General features: G+C 41.4%; 12 protein-coding genes. 4 read left to right on the top strand and 8 right to left on the bottom strand.

The genetic code is table 11. The features are described 5' to 3' along the window. Positions 1-50: 50 nt before the first annotated feature. Together HFD85_RS10885 and HFD85_RS10880 are read right to left on the bottom strand one after the other, a co-directional pair. Complete coding sequence (locus tag HFD85_RS10885; protein WP_167609002.1) at positions 51-755, bottom strand: SGNH/GDSL hydrolase family protein; 705 nt, start codon at positions 753-755, stop codon at positions 51-53. 127 nt (positions 756-882) lie between these two features. Next, positions 883-1,398: an FKBP-type peptidyl-prolyl cis-trans isomerase gene (locus HFD85_RS10880; RefSeq protein ID WP_167608999.1), complete on the bottom strand. Its 516-nt coding sequence runs from the start codon at positions 1,396-1,398 to the stop codon at positions 883-885. A 510-nt stretch (positions 1,399-1,908) separates the two neighbouring features. Between HFD85_RS10880 and HFD85_RS10875 the strand changes: the two genes are divergently transcribed. Together HFD85_RS10875 and HFD85_RS10870 are read left to right on the top strand one after the other, a co-directional pair. Further along, positions 1,909-3,948 (top strand): thioredoxin domain-containing protein, encoded by a 2,040-nt coding sequence (locus HFD85_RS10875; protein WP_167608996.1) that lies wholly within the window; start codon positions 1,909-1,911, stop codon positions 3,946-3,948. Then, a complete protein-coding gene (locus HFD85_RS10870; protein WP_167608993.1) occupies positions 3,945-4,982 on the top strand; it encodes an NAD(P)/FAD-dependent oxidoreductase in 1,038 nt (345 codons plus the stop codon). Before HFD85_RS10875 ends, HFD85_RS10870 begins: the two co-directional genes overlap by 4 nt. A gap of 52 nt (positions 4,983-5,034) precedes the next feature. Here HFD85_RS10870 and HFD85_RS10865 read toward each other — a convergent pair whose 3' ends face one another. Beyond that, positions 5,035-7,101 carry a prolyl oligopeptidase family serine peptidase gene (locus tag HFD85_RS10865; RefSeq protein ID WP_167608990.1) on the bottom strand — a complete coding sequence of 689 codons (2,067 nt, stop codon included), beginning with the start codon at positions 7,099-7,101 and terminating at the stop codon, positions 5,035-5,037. A gap of 191 nt (positions 7,102-7,292) precedes the next feature. On the opposite strand from HFD85_RS10865, the gene HFD85_RS10860 reads away from it, so the two are divergent. Together HFD85_RS10860 and HFD85_RS10855 are read left to right on the top strand one after the other, a co-directional pair. Then, the gene (locus HFD85_RS10860) at positions 7,293-8,363 is read left to right on the top strand and encodes a CNNM domain-containing protein (protein WP_167608987.1); all 1,071 of its coding nucleotides are present in this window, start codon (positions 7,293-7,295) and stop codon (positions 8,361-8,363) included. A gap of 130 nt (positions 8,364-8,493) precedes the next feature. Next, positions 8,494-9,363 (top strand): DUF3078 domain-containing protein, encoded by an 870-nt coding sequence (locus HFD85_RS10855; RefSeq protein WP_167608984.1) that lies wholly within the window; start codon positions 8,494-8,496, stop codon positions 9,361-9,363. A gap of 79 nt (positions 9,364-9,442) precedes the next feature. Here the strand turns inward: HFD85_RS10855 and HFD85_RS10850 are convergent, their stop codons facing one another. The 5 genes from HFD85_RS10850 to HFD85_RS10830 form a co-directional block, all read right to left on the bottom strand. Beyond that, entirely contained in the window at positions 9,443-10,012 is a 570-nt protein-coding gene (locus tag HFD85_RS10850; RefSeq protein ID WP_167608981.1) for a pentapeptide repeat-containing protein, read from the bottom strand. Then, the gene (locus HFD85_RS10845) at positions 10,009-10,389 is read right to left on the bottom strand and encodes a VOC family protein (RefSeq protein WP_167608977.1); all 381 of its coding nucleotides are present in this window, start codon (positions 10,387-10,389) and stop codon (positions 10,009-10,011) included. The genes HFD85_RS10850 and HFD85_RS10845 overlap by 4 nt, the downstream gene beginning before the upstream one ends. 125 nt (positions 10,390-10,514) lie before the next feature. Further along, entirely contained in the window at positions 10,515-11,642 is a 1,128-nt protein-coding gene (locus HFD85_RS10840; protein WP_167608974.1) for a sensor histidine kinase, read from the bottom strand. Between the two features lie 116 nt (positions 11,643-11,758). Next, positions 11,759-13,186, bottom strand: a complete 1,428-nt coding sequence (locus HFD85_RS10835; protein WP_167608971.1) for a S41 family peptidase — start codon at positions 13,184-13,186, stop codon at positions 11,759-11,761. Positions 13,187-13,320: 134 nt separating this feature from the next. Continuing rightward, complete coding sequence (locus tag HFD85_RS10830) at positions 13,321-15,402, bottom strand: HD family phosphohydrolase (protein WP_167608968.1); 2,082 nt, start codon at positions 15,400-15,402, stop codon at positions 13,321-13,323. Positions 15,403-15,447 lie beyond the last annotated feature (45 nt).

The following is a 15,447-nucleotide window of genomic DNA, read 5'->3' as shown; positions in this document are numbered from 1 at the left end:
AAATTACAGAAATTGAGGGTACAAGTCAATAGCGGAGTTTTCGCTCCAGCTTATCGATATTGCGGATATTCGAGGTGCTCGGTGATCCTGTCGATCACTTTGCGACCCAGTGCGCGGTAACCTTCTTCTGTGAAATGTACATTGTTCGGGAGTTGAATTTCCTGCAAACGTGGCTTGGCAAAGGTGTACAAGTCATTAATGTCGATGTTGTTCCGGTTCATTATTTTTACAGCCACGCGGTTATATTTCTCCGACATTCCGGGATCGCGAAGCGGATTATTCACGGTATCAGGGTAGGGAGTAGTGGTAGCAAATATTAAGTCGGCTCCGGTACGCTTTAATTCTTCAACTATTTGTTTGAGGTTATTCTTGTACTCTTTTAAATCGGCTTGCAATGGATCTGCCGGGTTACTGCTGTTTTCACCCGTTGCTGGATCGACATGTTTCAGGTCGTGCAGCCCGAAATTAAAATGGATAAGGTCCCATTTTGTATCGCCTGTCCAGCGTCTGATATTTTGTACCCCATTTGTGGTGCCCTCACAGTTTTCTGCGCTGCCATCCGGCAACATGGGACGTGAAACTAAGGCCAGGTGTTTCATCATATCCTGAACAAAGGGTGTGTATCCAATCGAAATGGAGTCGCCAAGCAACAGCACCTTTTTTTGTTGAGCGGGTTTTGAAAAGAGCAGTTTCGGACAAAAAATCGCCGGCGAAAGAAGCAGCGAAGTTTTTAGAAAATCGCGTCGGTAGTTCATGTTGATATGTTTTATTGCCTGATGCTAATTTATCGTTTTTTAGCGTGATTTCAAGACAATTGGGGCGTTTTCGCGATGTAATCGCCGTTTCAGTTTTGTGAGATGAACAAAATCTAAAGCGGATAAATCAATCCATAGCTGGTTTGATATCAAACAATTTTACTCCAACAATAAGTGTTTGAAAAGGACCAATCGTTGGTGGTGCTCCAAAATCACCGTAAGCCAATTTCGAAGGAATAATAAATTCATATTCGCTGCCTTCTTTCATAATGGCAAGCCCATCGTTCAACCCTTTGATTAGTACCTGCTGCATGTAAACAAATTTCCACTGGTCGTTATCATATTTGTCAACCGAAGTATCAAACAAAACACCGTTTGTTAGGTAACCTTCATAGCCAATACTAACTGTATCATATGGAGCAGGATTAGGTCCGCTTCCCTGCTCGTGTATAATGTAATAAACACCTGAATCTGTTGTGTCAACATCATATCCCCGCATTTCCAATTTGAGGATCAGTTCATTAAGTTCTATAAGTTCTTCTGCTTCAGTTCTGTCCGAAGTGGAATCTTTCATACATGAACTCATGGCTATAAAAAGCCCAAATACAAGGATTATGGATAATTTGCTAAAAACACTATTCATGGCTGAATTTGAATTTATTACGTGGCGAAGTTATTTTTTTACAGGAAATTAGCAAAATGTTTCGGGTGAATTAGCGATCAGATAAAAAGAAGAATCCCGGCGTCCACTCCGGGATTTAATTCTTTCTGTTGTTGTGTTTTATCGATTTCCAATCGGGTTTGTGAAATCAAATATAATAGAATATAGATTGCATGGTTCAGTCAATTACCTGAATTTTGCTAAGGAAAAAACTTAGAACTGCCTTCCTTTTTTCTGAGTGGAGTATAACATTCAGAAAACTAGCTTCTTGTATTTGTAGTGTTGCAAAATGGCATGAAATTTCGAACGTAAAAAATATTTATTCCAGATAAACATAGTCCATTTGGGATAACATTGAATAGATATTCATTAATAACTCATAAATATTACCAATCGGAATAAGACTGCTTTCAACAAACTATTCTGTTGAACCATTGTTTTGAAGTTAACGGAGCAAAAAATAGCCAGCATTTATTTTGAAGGGTAACAGAAATGACAGTTGATCACAAATATCAAAAGAAGTATACCAATGCATTAATTGACAGTACTTCTCCTTACTTGCTGCAGCATGCACACAACCCGGTAAACTGGCAACCATGGAGTGAAGCAGCTTTGAAACAGGCTGAACAGGAAGGAAAACTGTTGCTGGTAAGTATCGGTTATGCGGCCTGTCATTGGTGCCATGTTATGGAGCACGAAAGTTTTGAAGATGAGGCAGTGGCCGAAATTATGAACAAACATTTTGTGTGTATCAAAGTCGACCGTGAAGAACGCCCCGATATTGACCACTATTACATGAGCGCTGTTCAGTTGATGATGCAGCAGGGCGGATGGCCGCTGAATGTTATTGCGTTGCCAAACGGTCAACCCATCTGGGGAGGGACTTATTTCCCGAAAGAAAGCTGGATGCATAATTTGAAGGCTGTTTTCGAATTTTATCAAAAAGAACCTGCCAAAACCAAACAGTATGCGCAGGAATTAAAAGAAGGAATTCGGAATATTTCATTGGGTGCTGAATTGGAAGAGGAAATTGCTGTTGACGCTTCACTCCTGAAAACAGGAGTTGAGAACTGGAAAACGCGTTTCGATATGGAAGATGGCGGACGCGTAGGTGCACCAAAATTCCCGATGCCGGTTAACCTCGATTTTTTGCTGTATTACGCCCATCTAAAAAAGGACGACGATGCGCTGGAATTCGTAAAACTGACACTCGATAAAATGGCCCGCGGCGGTATTTACGACCATGTGGGCGGCGGCTTTGCCAGGTATTCGGTAGATGATAAATGGAAAGTGCCGCATTTTGAGAAAATGTTGTACGATAACGGACAGTTGCTGAGTATTTATTCAAAAGCTTTTCAGCAGTTTAAAAGTCACGAATTTAAGTGCGTTGTATACGAGATAGCCGATTGGCTTGAACGCGAAATGACGGATGAATCAGGAGCTTTCTATTCTTCGCTCGATGCTGATAGCGAAGGTGAAGAAGGCAAATTCTATGTTTGGCAAAAACATGAACTGAAAGAAGTTATTGATACTGATTTTGAGCTTTTCAAAGCCTATTACAACATCAACAAAAAGGGTTTCTGGGAAAACGGGAATTACATTTTACTGCGCGATCAGTCGGATGAAAATTTTGCAGAAACAAACGATCTAAGCTTACATCGTTTACAGTTGCTGGTTGGTAACTGGAAATATAAATTGCTGAAAAAGCGCGCTGAACGCGTCAGGCCTGGTTTGGATGACAAAACACTCAGTTCGTGGAATGCTTTGGTAATAATAGGATTGATTGATGCGTATAAGGCATTTAACGATAGTCAGTTTCTTCGCCTGGCACTAAGAAATGCAGAGTTTCTTCAGCAGGAACAGATCAAAAAATCGGGAAAGGTTTATCACAGCTGGAAAAAAGGCAGGAGTACTATCGACGGATTCCTGGAAGATTATGCTTTGTTGATCCAGGCATTTCTGGCATTGTTTGAAACCACTGCTGAAGAGCGTTGGTTGAAACTTGCGCGTCGTTTAACCGATTATGTTTTCGATCATTTTTACGACAGCAACAAAGGTCTGTTTTACTTCTCCGGGAAAGACGCTGGTTCAGCCATCGGCAATCATTTTCAGAACGAGGATAATGTAATTCCTGCGGCCAACTCGGTTATGGCGAACAACCTGCATCGTTTATACCTTATTTTAGGAAAGCCGGATTACCTGACAGTGGTAAAGAAAATGTTGCTAAACGTTACCCCACATTTTACAAAATACCCGATGGCCTATGCCAACTGGGGAAGTTTGATGCTTAAACTTACCGAGCCATTTTACGAAGTAGTTGTTTGTGGTATCAATTCAAATCTGCTGATGGCTGAAATGAAAAACGAATACCATCCAAATATACTTTGGGCACATTCGAGCAAGGAAAGCAAAGTTCCGATTTTGCAAAATCGTTTTCATTTGGAAGAAGACCTGATTTACGTGTGTAAAGATGGTGAATGCCATTTGCCAACCAATTCGCCGGAAGCTGCCCGAAAGTTGATCCTGTCATGAAAAAAACAGAATACCTGATTGTAGGGCAGGGTTTGGCCGGAACCATGCTGGCTTTTGAGATGCTGGAACGTGGAATGGATTTTCGGATTGTTGCCTCAAAGTCGAAAAGCAAAGCCTCGGTGGTGGCTGCCGGAATGATCAATCCTCTGGTGTACAAACGCCTTACGAAAAGCTGGCTCGCCGACGAATTGCTGCCCGAAATGGAAGCAAAATACCGTGAGTTGGAAAGAATTCTGGGCGCATCATTTTATTTCAGGAAGAAAATTTTGAAACCTCTTTCCGATCAGGAAACCACACTTTGGAAAGAGAAAAGTGCTCTACCCGGATTCGACAAATACATCGAAGATATTGTTATTGAATCGCCGGTTCCGGGGATTAAAACTGCACCTGCTTATGGTGTTGTAAGAGGTGCAGGCTATCTGAATTTGTACGATTTCCTGAACCATGCCAAGTCCTTTTTTATTGAAAAGAAACTTTTGTTCGAGAAAGAATTCAGGTTTGGAAGTTCAGCTGTTTTTGAGGCCAGAGAATTTCGGGCTGAAAAGGTGGTGTTTTGCGAGGGGTATCATTTACGCCAAAATCCGCTCTTCGACTTTGTAAAAATGAATCCTGCCAAAGGCGAGGTATTGTTGATTCATGCACCTGGCTTGTCAGAAGAATTTATTCTGAACAAGAAGGTTTTTGTACTGCCGGTGGGAAATCAGCGCTTCAAAGTGGGATCAACTTACGAGTGGGAAGATTTAAGCGAACAGCCAACTCAGAAAGGAAAGGAATCCATTCTTGAGCGTCTTGACGAACTTATTAAAGTGGAATACACCATCGAAAATCACTGGGCGGGTATTCGGCCAACTGTTTCCGATCGGCGGCCCGTTCTTGGGCAGCATCCTGAGCACGACAACATTTTTTTATTTAATGGATTGGGCACGAAAGGGGTGATGTTAGCGCCGCGATTCGCCCGCGAAATGTGCGATTTTCTTACCGGAACAAATTTGGAACTGATGAAAGAAGTTGACATTAAACGTTTTTACAAGTAAAAAAATCCCGGAAGAGGATTCTCCCGGGAACTTCTATCTGTTTTAATCGAACTCAATTCATCAGTTTCATCTGGAGGTAGCTGAATTGCAGTGCCGCCATTTTTGCCCGTTGTTCGTTGGTTGACGCACCGGCATGACCACCTTCAGTATTTTCGAAATAGTAAACTTTGTAGCCCATATCGCTCATTTTAGCAACCATCTTACGCGCGTGTCCCGGGTGAACGCGGTCGTCGCGGGTAGAGGTGAAAAAAAATACTTCGGGATAATCCATGCCCTTTTTTACATTCTGATAAGGCGAATATTTGCTAATGTATTCCCATTCTTCAGGAATATCCGGGTTTCCGTATTCAGCCATCCAGCTTGCTCCGGCCAGTAATTTGTGGTAGCGTTTCATATCAAGCAACGGAACGGCACAAACCACTGCATTGTATAGATCGGGGCGTTGTGTAAAACCAACGCCCACAAGCAGACCTCCGTTGCTTCCACCAAAAATCCCCAGTTTTTTGGGTGAAGTTATTTTTCTGGCGATCAGGTCTTCAGCCACGGCGAAGTAATCGTCGTAAATGCGCTGGCGATTTTCCTTTAATCCGGCCTGATGCCATTTTGGCCCAAATTCGCCACCTCCCCGAAGGTTGGCCAAAACATACACACCTCCTTTTTCGAGCCACTGCGTACCAACGGCTGCACTGTAATAGGGGAGCTCCGGAACTTCGAAGCCGCCGTATGCATTTATATAGGTTGGATTTTTGCCGTTGTATTTAATATCCTTGGCCGATATAACAAAATACGGAATCTTGGTGCCGTCTTTCGAGGCTACCTCGAATTGCTGCACCTGGTAGTCGTCAGTAGGGAACCACGATTTCAGCGATTTAACTTTTTCGAATTTACCGGTAAGCGCATCGCCTTTGTATAAGGTTGATGGTTCGAGGAAATTCTGGAAATAAAAGAAGTAAGTATCGCTGTTATCATCAGCTGATCCCAGGGAAATATTTCCAAATTTTGGCGCATCTATTTTTTCTTTTTTCCAGGTACCGTCGAAAGTATATTTGTAGAGTTCGCCTTTAACATTATTCAGCATATTTACCAGCAGCACATTCTCGGTTGTATTTGTTCCGGCGATGCTTGAACGTTCGTCGGGGCGGATAATCAACTGGTAATTTGTACCACCTTTAATCAGCTCATCATAATCAATACTGACCATGTCTCCTTGTTTGAAGGCATTTCCACCAATATTCCAGTCCGATTTTAAATCGAAAATAACCTGGTTCTTAAATATGCCTTTCCAAATTATGTCTTCAGGAAGTTCAGGCTTTACCAATTCTCCATTTTCAATAAAGTAATAAACACCGGTATAAAACGAAGTTCGGTTACTGATCAACTGGTAATCTCGTGTTTTTGTATGAATACATGAGCCACCGTTATACATGTCATTTTCCTTGCCTTCGAAAATGTATTTGGCATCCTTCAATTCGGTTCCGCGTTTCCATAGTTTTACATCTTTCGGATAACCTGATGTAGTCACACCATTCCCAAAATCAGTGGCTACCAGTAGTGTATTTTCATCAACCCAGCTGGCACTTCCTTTGGCTTCAGGAATTTCGAAACCATCCTGAATAAATATTTTGTGAATCACATCGAATTCGCGAATAACCACAGCATCGCCACCACCTTTCGATAAATGCACCAAAAATCGTTTGTAATCGGGGTATAAACCGCTAGCTCCTTTAAATACATATTTTACATCGTCTTTTTTCGACAAGGCGTCAATGTCGATAACGGTTTCCCAAACAGGTTCCTCACTTAAATAACTTTTTAAAGGAGTACGACGCCAGATTCCGCGTGGGTGATCTTCATCCTGCCAGAAATTGTAAATGAGATCTCCATAAATGGAAGGTGCAGCAATCCGGTCGGTTGAGTTGTAAACATCGAGTATCTGTCGATACATTTCTTCGTAACCGGGCCGGCCTGTCAGCGTTTTTAAGGTTTTATCGTTCCATTTTTCAACCCAATCGAGCGATTTTGGAGCATCAACATCTTCCAGCCATAAATAGGGATCTTCCTGTGCAACACTTATGTTTGTCATAATTACCAAAGCAATAAAAAAAAGTACCTGTTTCATAATTATCGTTTTGAATGTTCGAACAATTCTTTGTTGTAGAATTTAGTCAAAACTAATCTCTCTTCATTACAATTCTGTCGTTTTTTTGTTTAGCACGAATTAAAAACATTCGAAATGGTAAAAACACCGCTTAACATTTTAACGTAAACCTCTAATATGTTAATTTCGTTATTGGATAGTAAAATCAGAATATGACAGCACTACTTTTCTTTTTCTTTGTATCAATTATCTTTTCGTTTTTGTGCTCGATCTGGGAAGCAGTGCTTTTAAGCATTACCCCTTCGTATGTGAGCCGCATGCAAAAAGAAAAGCCGGCAATCGGTAAATTGCTGGCAAAGCTGAAAGATGATATTGATCGTCCCTTATCGGCCATTTTAACGATGAATACAGTGGCACACACGGTTGGCGCTATCGGGGTTGGAGTAGAAGCCGGAAAAATTTTCGGTACAACAAAAATTGATCTGCTGCTTTTTGAAGTTACTTATGAATCGTTGATCGCCGGCGGAATGACTTTGGCCATTCTGATTCTTTCGGAAATTATTCCGAAAACCATTGGTGCTACCTACTGGAAAAAACTGTCGGCATTTACAGCCAATTCATTACGAATCCTTACCTGGATTCTTGCTCCTTTTATCTGGATGAGTAACTGGATCACGCGGTTAATTAAGCGCGACGGAACTCACAGCGTTTTCAGCCGGGCCGATGTAGCTGCCATGGCTGATGCCGGGCTAAAAAGTGGTGCTATCGATCAGGAAGAGAAATCGATAATTCAAAACCTGTTGCGACTGGAGAACCTGAATATTAAAGACATCATGACTCCGCGAAGTGTGGTGTTTGCATTGGACGAAGAGCAAAATCTGGGCGATATTTTTGTTGAACACAATCCGTTTCAGTTTTCCCGGATTCCGGTCTTCAGTGAAACTCCGGACAACATTACCGGGCTGGCATTGAAAGATGTGATTCTGGAGAATCTGGCTGAAGATAAGCACGCGCGCAAACTGGCCGAGATAAGAAGAGAGATCATTTTTGTACAGGATAATTTTTCGGTAGCGAAGTTGCTGGATATACTCATACAGCAACGCCAGCATCTGGCAATGGTAGCCGACGATTATGGAACAATAGTAGGTTTGGTTACTATGGAAGATGTGATTGAAACCCTGTTTGGGCTTGAAATTGTGGATGAATCGGATAAGGTGGAGGACCTGCAAAAGCTTGCACGAACACGCTGGATGAAAAAATCGAAGTCGGATAAAAAGCCATAAAAATTATTTTTGAAGCCTTAAGTTAGAGGTGTTGTTCCGCAGTTTACCAAAATGAGATTATTAAAACATTTGTAATTTATATTTGTTCCTAAATTTTAATCTATCAAACAAACAATTAAAAACAAAAAACATGAAGAAACTTCTAATCGTTTTACTGTTGTTCCCATTTGCATTATATGCACAGGATGCAGTTAAGGATACACTTTGGACCACATCGGGTTCAACCACGCTGAATTTTTCGCAGGTTTCGCTTTCCAACTGGGCTGCCGGGGGTAAAAGTTCCATGTCGGGCCTGTTTATGATTAACTACGCGGCTAATTATAAAAAGGATAAACTAAGCTGGGACAACAGTGTTGATCTTCGCTACGGTTTTATAAAAGAAAAAGATGACGATTCCAGAAAGTCGGATGACCTGATGGAATTCACTTCAAAACTCGGAATAGAAGCCGGTGAAAGTAAGTGGTATTATTCGGGTTTGCTAAGCTTTAAATCGCAGTTTGCATCGGGATATAATTACGACAAGGATCCGAAAGAGGAGATTTCGAAATTTATGGCTCCTGGATATCTGACTGCTGCTTTAGGTATGGATTATAAAACAGACGATCTTTCTGTAATGCTGGCTCCTGTAACAGGTAAGTTTACTTTTGTTACCGACGATGTGCTCTCGGAAGCCGGATCGTTTGGTGTAGACCCTGGTAGTAACGTACGTGCCGAACTGGGTGCTAATGTTCGGGTGGAATACAAAAAGGAAGTACTGAAAAATGTTACCCTTGAAAGCAAACTAAACCTGTTTTCGAATTATATGGAAAAGCCTCAGAACGTTGACGTCGACTGGAAAGTTCAGATCAATATGAAGGTGAACGATTACCTGAGTGCGAATTTAATTACCCAGATGATTTACGACGACGATGTAAAAATTGAAGATCCGGATACCGGAATCAGCGGGGCACGGCTGCAATTTATGGAATCGTTTGGAGTTGGTTTGACCTACAAATTCTAATAGAATAGCAATAGATAGAAAGAGCCTTGTGGAACAAACTGCAAGGCTCTTTTATGTGTGAAAATTTTAGTTAGATTATTTAATTGATCTTTATCCCGTGTTTTAGAAGAAGACCAGGTAAACATTCGAGATCGAAAGCAGCACCTGTCAAGTGGTTCTGATCGGGATCGAGAACAATGTCAATCGAACCGCTAAAGTCTGCTTTTTCGAGCTTGGTGTTACCAAACATGGCACCGCCAAGGTTACACCCATTGAATGTAGCCTTTGAAAGATCGGTTTCGGTGAAATCAGTTTCGAGCAACATGCAATTTGAAAAGCTTGTACCCGGAATTTTTAGTTGATAAAATGACGCGTAATTCAGTATGCACGAATCGAAGCTGAAGGCCAGTAAAAAGGGATTACAGGTATCGAACTGCAAGCCAATTAACTTGCAGGAGCTGAATTTTACATTTTTGAAAGCCGTATTTTGAATTCCGGCATTGCTAAAATCGCAACTTTTAAAACTGCAATCTTCAAAACTGAAAGCTTGCAGATTGGTACCGGCAAAAATACAGTCAACGAATTCGCAATTCTCATATTCCACAGGCTGAACATCATCAGCTGTAAAATCAATGCCTTTATAGGTTTCGTCGCAAAAATATATGGTCATTTATTTATAAATTCTATAAGCTCGATCGGGGCGCCATTGTGTTCAATCATGGCTACCCGTATACCTTCGCCTGGTTCGTTTGGCAAAGTTAATACATTGAATTTATGTAGCCTGAGTTCGCGATCAAGATCATCAACTTCAAAGGCCAGATGAGGTACTTGCTGTATCAGGGGATGAATCGGGCTGTCGGCTTCAAATCGCATCCATTCAACGCCAAAAGGGCTTTCAGGGAAACCTGAATGAAAAAATTTCAGATGTGACAGGTATTTTTCGTTTGGAAACTTTTTGGCTGTTGGAATACCTAAATTATGGAATCGCCAGCCCCATTTTTCCGTAGCCTCCGGAAGTTCGTGGTCGAGCCTGTAGTTTTTTGTCATGGTTGCTGAGTTTGCAGTGTTGCACAACAAAGTAACTTGAAATTTGGAAGTTGCCGAAACGCCTGACCCGTAAATTAACCGGAGGAACAGTTTTTCTGAAATAATTATAGAATGATATGAGAAGATCAGGCACTAAGTTCAAAATAGAAACTCGTTCCTTCTTCAGCAGTGCTTTTAAACCACACTCTGCCTTTCAGGTATTTTTCGCCAAACAATTTCATGCTGTATGTACCAATGCCACGGCCATTTTGTTTGGTTGAATAAAAACGTTTAAATAATTCCAGCTGTACATCTTCGGGAATGAAACTTTGGTTATGCACCTCGAAGCGAACTTTTCTGCCCAAACCAATGCAACTAATTGTTATATGGTCGTTAGGAACCGTAGCTTCGATAGCATTTTTAACCATGTTGCCGAGGATACGTTTTATAAGCATTTTGTCACTTACAATCGACTGGTTGGCATCATCGCGAATCGTGATTTCTTTTCCCAGGTTCAGCTCGTGGTTAGAGTATAGTTTCTGAAGCTGGCTTAGAATATCCGAAGTTTCAATAGCGGTATAATGCAGGGTAAGATCACCTCTTTCTGCAGAACTTAGTTCACGCTGACTCTGGATTTCATCCACCAGATTATTGGCTGCAACTTCAATCGTATCAGCAATTTGTTTTAATTCTTCCGGATCATCTATTTCCTTCATAATGGACGATAAACCCGAAATGCCACCGGCAATGTTCAGTATATCGTGAATAAAAATCCGTTCGAGCGACCGGCGTCGTTTTTCATTGCTGATATCACTAATTGAGAACAAAGTCAGTTTGTGCCCCTGTAGTGTTACAGGACTGGCAGTAACACGTAAATCAATGGCTTCGTTCTTAACGGTAAGTATTTTGCATTCTTTCGTTGAACGGTTTCCCTGAACAGCATCGCGAATAGCATGTGCAGCTCCGCACGACCGGCAAAATTTTGTCGTTCCGCAAATTGATCCGGCTACACTGCTGTGCCGGCACGAAAAACTATCGCCCGGTTTTTTCCCGATTATGTGGCTTATTTTTTTATTCTCGAAAAAACTGTTGAAGCTTTGATTGGCATAAACGATGTTTTGTTCTTCATCTAAAATGAGAACCATTTGTGAAATTGATTCCACAAAATCAATCAGTTGCTTATCATTTATGGTTTTTACCGATTGGCTGATTTGCCGCTCATCCAGCGCTTGCGCAGGATAATCCCGGGTAGAAAGATTAATCTCTTCAAACATCTCGCGTCACTATTAGGGTTCTGGTCAAAAATAGTGTACATTTTCGAGATATGCAAATAAGGCAACTAAATAAGTTGTTGATAACGAGTTGATTGTTTCCCTAACTGAACAGCGCCTTAATGTATGTTTTCGATTTCTTTTTTATTGATGAGCAGTTCGCGTTTGTTTTTGTCGAATTTCGAAAATCCTCTGCCAATTATTTTATAATCGAATGCCGGTTTTTTCGCACTTTTCATGGCTGTTATCACCGGTGTGCCGGTAATGTCTTCTATTGCAGCCGCAAAAAGCGGATCGTTCATGTCGCCCAAAGGAAAGGTATTGAACAAGTCGTCAAATGCAGGGATATCGGGTGCAAATCCATCTTTGAAATCCGTAACTCCGGTTGAATTGGCATAGCGTAAAACGATGGGTTGCAGGCCCCAGTTGTCAATTTCTTCGTAATAATCAGGATTGTCATAATACAAGTCCTCCGCTTTCAACGTGATGGAAGCCGTGTATTTGCCGTAAGTGGTATCGCCAACTGTTGTTACACTCATATAGGGTTTTAAACCGGTTATCGTTAATTCCGAAGCCGAAGCTGTTCCCGATCCGGTAAGTATATGTACTTTATCCAAACCGGCTTTTACCTCCACTTCACTGTCGAAGTCCACTTCAACCTGTTCCCACTTCTGGGAGCTTATCCAATGGTTTTGATATTTGGTATTCCAGTGGTAGCTAACGAGTTTACTGCCTGTATTTACAACATCAAGCGGTGCAATTGCACTACAAAGATGTCGGGCAGCGCCAATTGTTCCTCCCGGGTTATAGCGTAAATCAATTACTAAATCGGTGATGTTCTGATTAAGCAAACCTTCAATGGCCGTATCAATGGCTGAATTAAAATCGGCAATGTACTGGGCATAGAAAATATATCCGATTTTATGCCCCTCATAATCTACTACATTGGTTGTTAATACGGGATTAAGCGTCAAATCGAGTGACGTCATACTTACAACACCACCGAGTGTTATTCCGTGTTCGGCATCGTAAGTTGCCAGGGTAACCTGCAAATTATCGGCATAAAGCAAGTCGGTATAGTTGGATTGGGTAATATCTGATCCGTTCATTAACACAACCAGATCGCCCCTTTTTACACCTGCAGCAGCTGCCGGAGTGTTCGGGTAAACACATTCCACAATGGCAAAAACATTTTTTGTGTCGGAAAACAAACCAAAGGTCAGTGACCAGCCAAACGACTTCTCTTTGCCTTCGAAACTATTTTCCAGGGCCACAACATCATCGGTAATGTACGACCATTTATCTTCCTTGTAAAGTAGTTTCTTAAAATAGGCTTTACTGTCGGTTTCGTATTTGTAATCGATATCGGGTAATTCGTCGTACCAAAGGTAGATATCCGTCATTACCTCCTTGATAAACCGATTTACCTTTTTTGTAAGGGCCGGCACTTCAGCTTTTTCTTCGGGAACAACCCCGTCATCACTGCAGCTTATTACTATTCCCGACAACAGCAGAATTGCCGCTATAATTGTTTTCCAGCTTTTCATCGTAATATACTTAATTGCCTTATACCTAAATTGAACATCAAATCAAGACGTTTCACCCACGGTCTTAAATTGAAAAATCTAATCACAAAAGATTAACGTCCCAATCATTTCTTTTCTTGCAATTCTACTAAAAATTATTTTTTTAGCCGTTTATCCTCAGGATATTCTATTCTAACATGATAAATGTTAATTAGTTTATCCAAAAGGGTTGCTTTAATAATTTCAATGTCGCTGAAAGTCAGTTCGGAATTGTCCAGTTGTTTATCATCTATTTTCTGATCGATCATTCGGTTGATCAGTTCCTGCAGGTTCTGATGTGTTTTTTCTTTCATGCTGCGCGAAGCAGCTTCGATGCCATCCACCAACATTACTACCGATGCTTCTTTCGATTTTGGCAATGGTCCCGGATACATAAATTGATCTTCATTTACATCCGAATCGGGATGTTCTTCCTTGTGTTTTAAGTAGAAATATTTGGCTTTTGTGGTACCGTGGTGAGTGGCAATAAATTCGATAATTGGTGCCGGAAGTTTATGCTTTTGTGCCATTTTAACCCCGTTTTTCACGTGGTCGATGATCACCTCGGCACTTTTCATATTATCAATCCGGTCGTGCGGATTCATTCCGGCAGCCTGGTTCTCGATGAAAAAATTCGGGCGGGCAATTTTACCAATATCGTGGTACAAGGCACCGGCACGAACCAGAAATGGATTACCTCCGATTTTCAGAATAACTTCTTCGGCAAGGTTTGCAATCTGCATCGAATGTTGGAAGGTTCCCGGCGCTTCTTCGGCCAGTTTGCGCAGCAAAGGCTGATTACTGTCGGAAATCTCGATAAGTGTTACATCCGAGATAAATCCGAAGAGTTTCTCGAATATGTAAACCAGGATATATACCAGCATGATCAGTACAGAACTGAAAACAAACCATTTCAACATACTAAGATTCATCAGCATTAGCGTGCCTTCGTGGATGAGTGTGAGCGCAGTGTAAACAATTGCATAGGTGAGGAACACCCAAATGGCAGCCAGTACAAGATGTACCCGACGGTGCATTTTGTTCAGACTGAATACAGAAACAACACCTGCAGAAACCTGCAAAAGAATAAATTCATAATTATTAGGTGCATAAAAACCAATTAGCAATGTGGTGATGAACAAAGTAAAAATAGCGGTTCGCGAATCGAAGAACGTGCGCACAACAATAGGCAAAATAGCAAAGGGCACAATGTAAATGTTCAGGTTCGGAATGGCATCAATGATTTGTGCTATAAATACGGTAAAAGTGATGAGCAACAATAGAAAAATCAGGCGGTTTAGGTGTACCAGGATGTCGCGGCGGTAAATGTATAAAAACACAAAAATTAACCCGAGCATCACCAGGATGAACAGGCTTTTCCCAAGGGCGACCATGTAGCGGTTAAAATCGTTGCCGCGCTCTTTTTCGTAGCTGGCTTTCAGCGATTCTAAAATCTGGTACTTTTCACTGTCAACCACTTCTCCTTCCAGAATAATGCGTTCGCCAAGCCGCACCATTCCTCGCGATAATGAAATGTTTTGGGTCGCTTCGTCTATTTCTTTTTGCGTAGTTTCAAAATCGTATGTCAGGTTTGCTGCGATGTAACGATCGAGCGGATACGCATTCAGCCAGTCGAGACTGCCCAGCGATTTGTCCAGTTCCTGTTTTATTGTATTCAGGGTATTATAAGCTTGTTTTTCAGAATAAAGGGCTTGGGTACTGATCCGCGTTACAGAATTTCCGGTTATTTTCCTGATCTCGGATTTGCCGCTAAGTTCGGTGTACGAATCGATCGAAAATTGCAGGATTCCTGCATCATACATTTTTTTTAGTTCATGGCTCAGAATATCGATCACATTTTGCTTTTGTACATCCTTGATATTGGACGACAGTTGCATATCCTCGCGCAGTTTTTTAATGTTGGCGTTGGCGATTGACGTATCGCAGGTAAAATAGGGGATGATCTTACTGATCTGTTCCTGCCTTTCATCATCCAGTTCCTTGGCGGTTTTCAGGATGGCAAAATCGAAAGGAGCCACCAGGTTTTCATGTTTCCACGGAAAGCTCTTCTGATACTCGTATTTGAATTTTGGTTCGCCCGGAAGAATCAGGTACAAAGCCACTGCTGCCAACAGGAACATTAAGATCTGTACCGTTATCTGGGTGTATTTTTTTAATCTTCTGTAAAATTTATTCATAATTAAAGCGATCAATAACAGTTCAATTTACTACAAATGTTTCAT

Origin of the sequence: Maribellus sediminis (genome assembly GCF_011799805.1) — a bacterium.
GTDB classification, from domain to species: Bacteria; Bacteroidota; Bacteroidia; order Bacteroidales; family Prolixibacteraceae; genus Draconibacterium; species Draconibacterium sediminis_A.
The sequence above is the reverse complement of the archived record's forward strand: the minus strand, read 5'-3'. Positions and strand labels throughout refer to the sequence as shown.

Coding starts and splice junctions, on each gene's coding strand:
- HFD85_RS10885 (WP_167609002.1), bottom strand. CDS start 755: ATGAACTACCGACGCGATTTTCTAAAAACTTCGCTGCTTCTTTCGCCG.
- HFD85_RS10845 (WP_167608977.1), bottom strand. CDS start 10,389: ATGACAAAAAACTACAGGCTCGACCACGAACTTCCGGAGGCTACGGAA.
- HFD85_RS10850 (WP_167608981.1), bottom strand. CDS start 10,012: ATGACCATATATTTTTGCGACGAAACCTATAAAGGCATTGATTTTACA.
- HFD85_RS10830 (WP_167608968.1), bottom strand. CDS start 15,402: ATGAATAAATTTTACAGAAGATTAAAAAAATACACCCAGATAACGGTA.
- HFD85_RS10865 (WP_167608990.1), bottom strand. CDS start 7,101: ATGAAACAGGTACTTTTTTTTATTGCTTTGGTAATTATGACAAACATA.
- HFD85_RS10870 (WP_167608993.1), top strand. CDS start 3,945: ATGAAAAAAACAGAATACCTGATTGTAGGGCAGGGTTTGGCCGGAACC.
- HFD85_RS10835 (WP_167608971.1), bottom strand. CDS start 13,186: ATGAAAAGCTGGAAAACAATTATAGCGGCAATTCTGCTGTTGTCGGGA.
- HFD85_RS10875 (WP_167608996.1), top strand. CDS start 1,909: ATGACAGTTGATCACAAATATCAAAAGAAGTATACCAATGCATTAATT.
- HFD85_RS10880 (WP_167608999.1), bottom strand. CDS start 1,398: ATGAATAGTGTTTTTAGCAAATTATCCATAATCCTTGTATTTGGGCTT.
- HFD85_RS10840 (WP_167608974.1), bottom strand. CDS start 11,642: ATGTTTGAAGAGATTAATCTTTCTACCCGGGATTATCCTGCGCAAGCG.
- HFD85_RS10855 (WP_167608984.1), top strand. CDS start 8,494: ATGAAGAAACTTCTAATCGTTTTACTGTTGTTCCCATTTGCATTATAT.
- HFD85_RS10860 (WP_167608987.1), top strand. CDS start 7,293: ATGACAGCACTACTTTTCTTTTTCTTTGTATCAATTATCTTTTCGTTT.